General features: G+C 57.7%; 5 protein-coding genes. All 5 read right to left on the bottom strand.

Annotation, left to right across the window (positions count from 1 at the left end; all coding sequences use genetic code 11):
* A partial coding sequence (locus RWM61_RS15155) for a hypothetical protein (protein ID WP_314002256.1) occupies positions 1 to 1138 on the bottom strand: 1138 nt, incomplete at its 3' end.
* A gap of 182 nt (positions 1139 to 1320) precedes the next feature.
* Positions 1321 to 2880, bottom strand: a complete 1560-nt coding sequence (locus RWM61_RS15150) for an extracellular solute-binding protein (RefSeq protein ID WP_314002255.1) — start codon at positions 2878 to 2880, stop codon at positions 1321 to 1323.
* Between the two features lie 93 nt (positions 2881 to 2973).
* On the bottom strand, positions 2974 to 3852 hold the full coding sequence (locus RWM61_RS15145; protein ID WP_314002253.1) for a carbohydrate ABC transporter permease: 879 nt from the start codon (positions 3850 to 3852) through the stop codon (positions 2974 to 2976).
* Positions 3852 to 4808, bottom strand: coding sequence for an ABC transporter permease subunit (locus RWM61_RS15140; protein ID WP_314002251.1), 957 nt, complete (start codon positions 4806 to 4808; stop codon positions 3852 to 3854). Before RWM61_RS15140 ends, RWM61_RS15145 begins: the two co-directional genes overlap by 1 nt.
* A 241-nt stretch (positions 4809 to 5049) precedes the next feature.
* Positions 5050 to 7365 (bottom strand): helix-turn-helix domain-containing protein, encoded by a 2316-nt coding sequence (locus tag RWM61_RS15135; RefSeq protein WP_314002249.1) that lies wholly within the window; start codon positions 7363 to 7365, stop codon positions 5050 to 5052.
* Positions 7366 to 7367 lie beyond the last annotated feature (2 nt).

Raw genomic sequence — 7367 nt, 5'->3', positions numbered from 1 at the left:
TGCCGGTCAGCTCGCCGTCCGCATCATAGTCAAACCGCAGATCCGCTCCGCCGGCACCGCCGCGGTCAATCATTGCCTTCAATGCCTGCTCGTCACGCTCATCTACCGCGCCGTCGCCGTTGACGTCGTATTTCGTCATCGATTCCTCGCGCTCGGCCGAGATGCCGACATTGCGGATGCGCACCGGCTTGTCCGTCTCGTTATGCAGCTCGATCCAAATCTCGGAGGCGTCGTCGCGTAGAACGCCGCCGTTGCTGCGCGACGCATCCCTCGCCTCGAACCATGCGCCGCGCGGCGTATCCGCGATATTGTTGACGTCGATCACCGTGCCCTTGGCATCGTGCACCCGCACGAACACGCCGTCCGTCCGGTTCACGCCGTCCGCTACGAACAACTCGGCTCGAACGCTTGCTTTGTCGCCCGCCGCCGGCTGATCGCTCCCGCTGCCGAACGGCACGCTGCGCCACGCCGCCGCGCCCGGCTGCATCAGCAGCGAGCCGGTCAGGTACGATTTGTCCGCTCCGTTGTGCTCCCAGCCCGCCATGCCTTCGGCAAAATCATACGTCGCGTAAGGCTTAATCACGGCTGCCGCGCCGCCCGCGCCGTCCTCATCGCGCTCGCCCCACACTTCCAGCTTGGCAAGCTCGATCGTGCCCGGCGTATCGTTATGGATCTCGATCCACAGATCGCTCTGACCGGCCGGAATGACACCGCCGCCCCCGACAAACTTGGTCGTCAGCTCAACCTCCCGGCCGCGCTCGACGCCGGTGAAGTCGTTGATTTCCGCCAGCGTGCCGCCGGCGTTCATCCGGATCAGCACATTGTCGTCGACCGTGACGTCGCTGTTCAGCACCACCGTCGCCCGCGCATACACCGTATCGCCCGCCGAAGGCGCGCTTTCACCGCCCGTTATCGCGATCGGCCGCCACAAAGCGGCGCCCTGCTTCAGCGTCAGACGCTGCTCCGCCGTAAACTTGGAAGCATCGCCGGTGTCCCAGCCCGTCAAGCCCTCAGCGAGATCGCCGTTCTCCACCGCGTAATTGACAATGCTCGTCTCGGCCGTGTAGCCGCGGCCGGGCACAACCGTCACACCCAATACCAGGCACAGCACCAGCCAGGCCGCGATATGCTTTTTCATCAAATTTTCATCCTCCCCGATGTCCGTTCATTGCTTCCGCCCCCACGGTTCCAATCAGCCTCAGACACACCGTCCTTTACATCTCGGGTCATGCAGCTAAAGTCATGGCCCCTAATCGATAAACCAATCGCTAGGGGCCACGCCTTCTGCCAGTGCTAGTGCTCTCGCTTTCCGCTTACTGTTTACTTCGTAAGTGTCGCCTTGTAAGCGTCCAGCTGCTTCTGGTACTCGGCCAGCACCTTATCGATTCCGGCCGATTTCAATTTGTCCTGCGCGGCCTTGATGTTCTTGTCGAAGTCGACGACGCCGCGGTAGATCGGCGACACGTCGGAGGTGAACACCGCCTGCACGTTAGCCATTTCCGCCTTCACCGGCGCCGGATCGAAGAAGAAGTCGGCGGCGAAGAAATTTTGCGCCTCCGGATCGGCCTCGAACAGCTTCTTGTTCGCCGTCAGCAGATTCTGGTCGACGCGGATGAAATTCAGGTTACCGATCATCCAGTCGTCCTGGATATAGAGCGGCGTATTCGTCTTCGGATCGATCACGGTCTCGATGCCGCGGTCGCCGACCTTTTTATAAGTGGTGCCTTCGATGCCGTACATGAACAGGTCATAGTTGTCCTGGTTGTCGTACAGCCAGTTCAGGAACTTGACGGCCGCCGCCGGGTTCTTGCTGTTGGCCGCAACGACGTTGATATTCTTCGCATTGACCATCCGGTAGCGCGGCTTCTCGGGGTTGAGGCGAATGAGCTCGATATCCTCGTCCTTGATGTCCGGGTACGTCTTCTGCACGTCCGTCAGCTTGTTCGGCGTCCCGAACGTGAACACGTATTGGCCGGATTTGATCTGCTGCTCGATCTGCTCCTGCTTGATCGTCAGCACGTCCGGGTGCACGAGCCGCTTCTCGTACGCCTGGCGGAACCAGGCCGCATCCTGCTTGAACTCGTCGGTTTCGACCCAGTTCTTGACGACGCCGTCCTGGCCGATGTACGCGATATTGTCGCGAACGGTGAACGGGTACGTATCATAGGTCCGCTGGAAAATGTCCGCCGGTCCCGCCGTGCCGCCCCGGATCGGAATCGTCAGCTTCATGTTGAGGTTCTTGTTCACCTGATCCATCGCGTCCAGCATTTCCTGGCGGTTCGCGAACGAGGTTTTGGCCCCTGCTTTCGCGAGCAAATACTTGTTGATCGTGATCGATCCGTCCACGGCCGATTCATACCAGTACGCCGGCACGCCGTAGATTTTGCCTTCCTTCGTCACGCCGCTCCATACGGATTCGGGGATGACCTTTTTCAGATTGGGCCCGTACTGCTCGACCTCTTTCGTAATGTCCTTGAGCGCGCCGCGTCCGGCGTAGTTGGCCAGCCCGACCCAGTCGTTCATGACGTGGAACATGTCGAATTCTTCGTTCGTGGACAGCTTCAGATTGATTTTCTGCTCCCAGGCGCCCCAATCGATGTATTCCTTCTCGATCTGCACGTTGACGCCGTCCTCCAGCAGCTTCTTGTTGACGGCTTCCTTAACGGCCGGCCATTCCTTCGGCTCGGTGCCCGGAATCACGTATTTGAGCGTGACCACTTCTTCTTTGGACGCATCCGTGCCCGCCGTATTGCCGCTGCCGGCGCTGTTCGCGCCATTCGGCGCATCGGCCGTATTGTTCGACCCGCCGTTGCTGCCGCAGCCTGCCAGCAAACCGGCCAGCATGACGAGAAACAGCATGATTGTCGATGCCTTTTTCAACTGGACCCTCTCCTTATAATGAAAATGGTTTATATATGAACCCCTGGCGGGGAACATATCGGCTTTGCGATTTCAACCGTCCATACCCCGCGGTCAGCCTTTTACGGAACCGATGACAAGCCCTTTCACGAAATACCGCTGAAGATACGGATACAGGAACGCGATCGGGCCGATCGTGATGATGACCGTCGCCATTTTGGCCGATTCGGCCGGCAGCGTGTACTCGGAGCTTGCCCCGGTCGGCAGCATCTCAAGCATCTGAATGTTGGAGCGCAGCTGGAACAGGATGTACTGCAGCGGATACAAATCTTTGTTGCCGACCAGCATGATCGCGTTGAACCAGTCGTTCCAGTAAGCGAGCGCGTAGAACAGGGCGACGGTCGCCAGAACGGGCACGCACAACGGCATGTAGATCCGGAAAACGATCCGCAGATCGTTCGCGCCGTCGAGATAGGCCGATTCGCGCAGCGCTTCCGGCAGCCCTTCCATGAAATTCTTCACCAGAAACATGTTGAAGGCGTTGAACATCAGCGTCGGCACGATCAAGGCCAAAAGGTTGTCGGTCAGCCCCAGCTTCGTGCTCATCAGGTACCAGGGCACCAGGCCGCCGTTGAACAGCATCGTAACGAAGAAGTAGAGCGCCAGGAAATTGCGGTACTTCACATTCGGATTGGACATCGGGTAGGCCGCCAGCGCCGTGATGATCAAGGCGATCGCCGAGCCGGCCGCCGTAACGAAAATCGATACCGCGTAGCCTTTGAATATAAGCGCGGAGTTGACGAAAATCGTCCGGTAGCCGTCCAGCGAGAACGCCTCCGGGAACAGGCTGTAGCCGTTTTTCGTGATCGCGTCCTCCGCCGTGAAGGAAACCATGAGCGTCAGGACCATCGGCAGCAAGCTGGCGATGGAGAACAGCGTCAAAGCGGTATAGACGGCGATCGTACCGAAGCTGAAACGGTTTCGCGTCACCATTAGTAGAGCGCCCCTTCCTTGAAAAATCTGCGCGTCAGCCAGTTGGCGCCGAACACGAGCAGCAGGCCGACCGTCGATTGGAACAGGCCTACGGCCGCGGCGTTCGAAGGATCGCCGATCTGGCGCAAGGCGCGGAACACATAGGTGTCGATAACGTCGGTCGTCGGATACAGCACGCCGTTATCTCCGATAATCGCATAGATCATGCCGAAATCGCCGTAGAAAATTTTGCCGAGGTTCAGCAGCGTTAATATGGCGATGGTCGGGGCGATGAGCGGCAGCGTGATCCGGATCATTTTTTGCCAGCGGGATGCGCCGTCGATATCCGCCGATTCATACAGCGAGCCGTCGATGCCGGTAATGGCCGCGAGGTAAATGATCGACGCCATGCCCGCTTCCTTCCACACCTTCATCCCGACCAGAATGGAAGGCCACGCCTCGGCCTTCGAATACCAGTTCACCGGCTCGCCGCCGAACGCCTGTATGATCTGGTTGATGATCCCGAAATCCATCGTGAACAGGCTGTACATCATATAGCTGACGATGATCCATGACAGGAAGCTGGGGAAAATCATCGTCGTCTGCGCCAGCTTGATGAAAAACTTGTTGCGGATTTCATTAAATAACAAGGCCAGCGCGACCGCGAAAAAGGTAACGAAGATCAAAAACAGCACGTTGAGCTTGATCGTGTTCCAGGTGACGGCCAGCGCGGCGTTCGAGCGGAAGAAAAACACGAAATTGTCGAACCCGACCCACTCGCTGCCCAGAAGCCCCTTCTGATAATTGAACCGTTGAAAGGCAATCAGCAAATACGGGTAAGTCGCGTAAGAGAAAATGAATACGTACACCATCGCCGGCAAGATGAGCAAATACGAATAACGGTTTCTCGCGATTTCGCGGAGGAAGCCGGGGCGCTTGCCCGATCTCGGCCGGTCGGCCACAGAAGGATTTTCCATCGTCAGCACTCCTTGCCTCGTTCGTTGATTGAATCATACCGGGCGGGGCTGGAGCTGTAAATTTCGACTTTCGGCGATGCTTTCACTAATCGGAGAACCGGCTTTCAAAATCGCGCACTGCGTGTTAAAAAAGCGATTAAGCGACGGAAATCCGCCGCTTAATCGCTTTTTGTACCGCCTTGCCCCGACAGCCGCGATGCGGTGCCGCAACGCGCGCCGGGAAGGCGCGCGTCGGGACCCGCTATACCGGATCCTGCTCCTTGGCGGCTTGCTCCCTGTATTGGGAAGGCGTCATGCCGTATTTCTTTTTGAACAGCGTCGTAAAATACGGCACATTGTACACGCCGACCCGCTCGCCGATATGCGCGACCGAATCGTTCGTCGCGGCAAGGAACGTTTTGGCCTCCTCCATCCGGATATGGGTGACGTAATCGTTGAACGTCGAGCCGGTCATGCTCTTGAACAACTTGCCGATGTAGCCGGCCGAGAACCCGACATGGTCCGCCGCGGCTTCCAGCGAAAGCCCGTGCTCGGCGTACTGCTCCCTGACGAACTGCTGAATTTCTTCGATCAGCTTGGCGTTTTTGGCGACGGTCGTGTTCTTCCGGTTCTCCTCGAGCATGTCGACGATGCGGGCGGCCAGCGCGGTGATCATCTGCTCGATGTCCTCCAGCGTCTCGACTGCGCGGAATTCGTCCAGGGTACGATACAGTTGATCGGCATCGACGCCCCACCACTCGGTAATGTACTCGAACTCCTTGATGATGCCGAGCATGAGGAAGTTCGTGTACTGCATGGCGCTTGTATAGGTGCATCCGGTCAGATATGCCTTGAATTCCGATACGTGTGTGCGAATCGCCGGCTGACGGCCGAGCTTGACGGCGTCGATCAGCTTTTTCTCGATCGCGGACGGATAACGCGGAGCCTGCTCCGTCCCTGCCCGGTGCATCGTCGTCCTGCTTGCCAGGCAGCCATGCCCGAGAAAAAGCCGGGATTCGATGCAATCCTGCGCCGATTTGTACGAATCGCGAATCTCGCTGACCGCGCCGCACGGATCGCCGATCGCGACCGACAAGCCGATGCCGTAGTAATGATGGACCGCGTCCTGGATCTCGCCGAGCACAAGGTGCAGGTGATCTTCGTGAAGCGGCTGCTCCGATTGCAGGATAAGCGCCGTCTCATCCTCGTCCGCATTCGCCACATCGCTGCGGCAAGACCGGCTGAGCAGCTCATGCGCGATGTTGCTGACGGCAAACCGGATCAGTCCCCTGTTGTAGGAATCGTACTGTTCGCGGAAAGCGGCGTAACGGTCGATTTTGAAAAGGATGACCGTCAGGCAAGGCCCGTTCAGCCGGCTTTCCCACTCGCGCTTCATCTCGGCGGATACCGCGATTTTATTGGCGTTGCCCTTGAGCAGCAGGGCGAGATAGCTGTCCTTGAGCGCGCGGGCGGAACGGTCGATCGTCGATTCCATCGACTTCGCCATTTCGATTTTCTCCGTGAACGCTTCGGTCAGCATCTCGTATTCGTCATAGCGCATTAAAGCGGTGGCGGTTGGCGGACCTCCGGTCGAATTGACCTTGTCCAGCAGCGTTCTGATCGGATTGTAAATATTGCCGGAAAGCATGAACGATGTCACCGCGCCGGCAAGGACAAGCAGCACGACTACGAGGATCGTCCAGTTGCGCAGCTCGTAGATGTTGGAGATGAGCTCCGCGTACGGGCGAACGCTGACGAAATACCAGTCCAGGTTGGACGATTTGATGTAGGTCACCAGATACTTTTCCCTGTCGAGGTTCCGTACGAAGCTCCCCTGTCCGTCCGTATCGGCGAGAATGTCGCGCACGTAATCGTGTTCGGAGGCGTAATCCGCCATGAAATACTCCGGATTCGAGTGTGACAGCACGGTGCCTGACGCGTCCATGACGAATGTAAGCGAATCTTTGGCGGAGCCGCTAAGATTCCGCATCGTGTTGCGAATGTATGATTCATCGAGATCGACGACGATCGCGGAGGCGGGCGTCTCGGCGAAGGAGCGCTCCGGAATGATTTTGAACGTCAGCAGCCTGTAGGAGGTTTTGCCTGTGACGGAATCCACCTTACGGGGGTAGAAGCCGAACGTGTTCGTGCCGTCCGCGGTCGCGATATTCGGATCCGGCTGCAAGCCCAGGGAGTCGATATAGGCGCCGGTTGTGAAATTGTATACGCTTAAGTTCTTAATGAAAGGGTAGACTCCTTGAATGCGGTTCAGAAACAGGTTGGCGGTGTAGTCGACCGTCTTGCTGTCCGTTTTGGCGTACAGGAACGACATAATCTCATTATCACTGAGCAACTGTCCGGTGACGTCCTGAATCTGGTCGTACACCACATTCGCCGTATAGCTGACCTGGGCCAGCATTTGCTTGGAAGAACGGTCGATTTCCTGTACCGCCCTCGCGGAAAACATCGAATAGAGTATGAACGAGAGCAGTGTGATCGTAACCGTCAGCAGCAGCAAATAAGACAGAACCAATCTGCGGTAAACCCGGTATTGCCGTATCCGTTTAAGGAAAATCATGG

The organism is uncultured Paenibacillus sp. (assembly GCF_963515335.1).
Taxonomy (GTDB): Bacteria; Bacillota; Bacilli; order Paenibacillales; family Paenibacillaceae; genus Paenibacillus_I.
The sequence above is the reverse complement of the archived record's forward strand: the minus strand, read 5'-3'. Positions and strand labels throughout refer to the sequence as shown.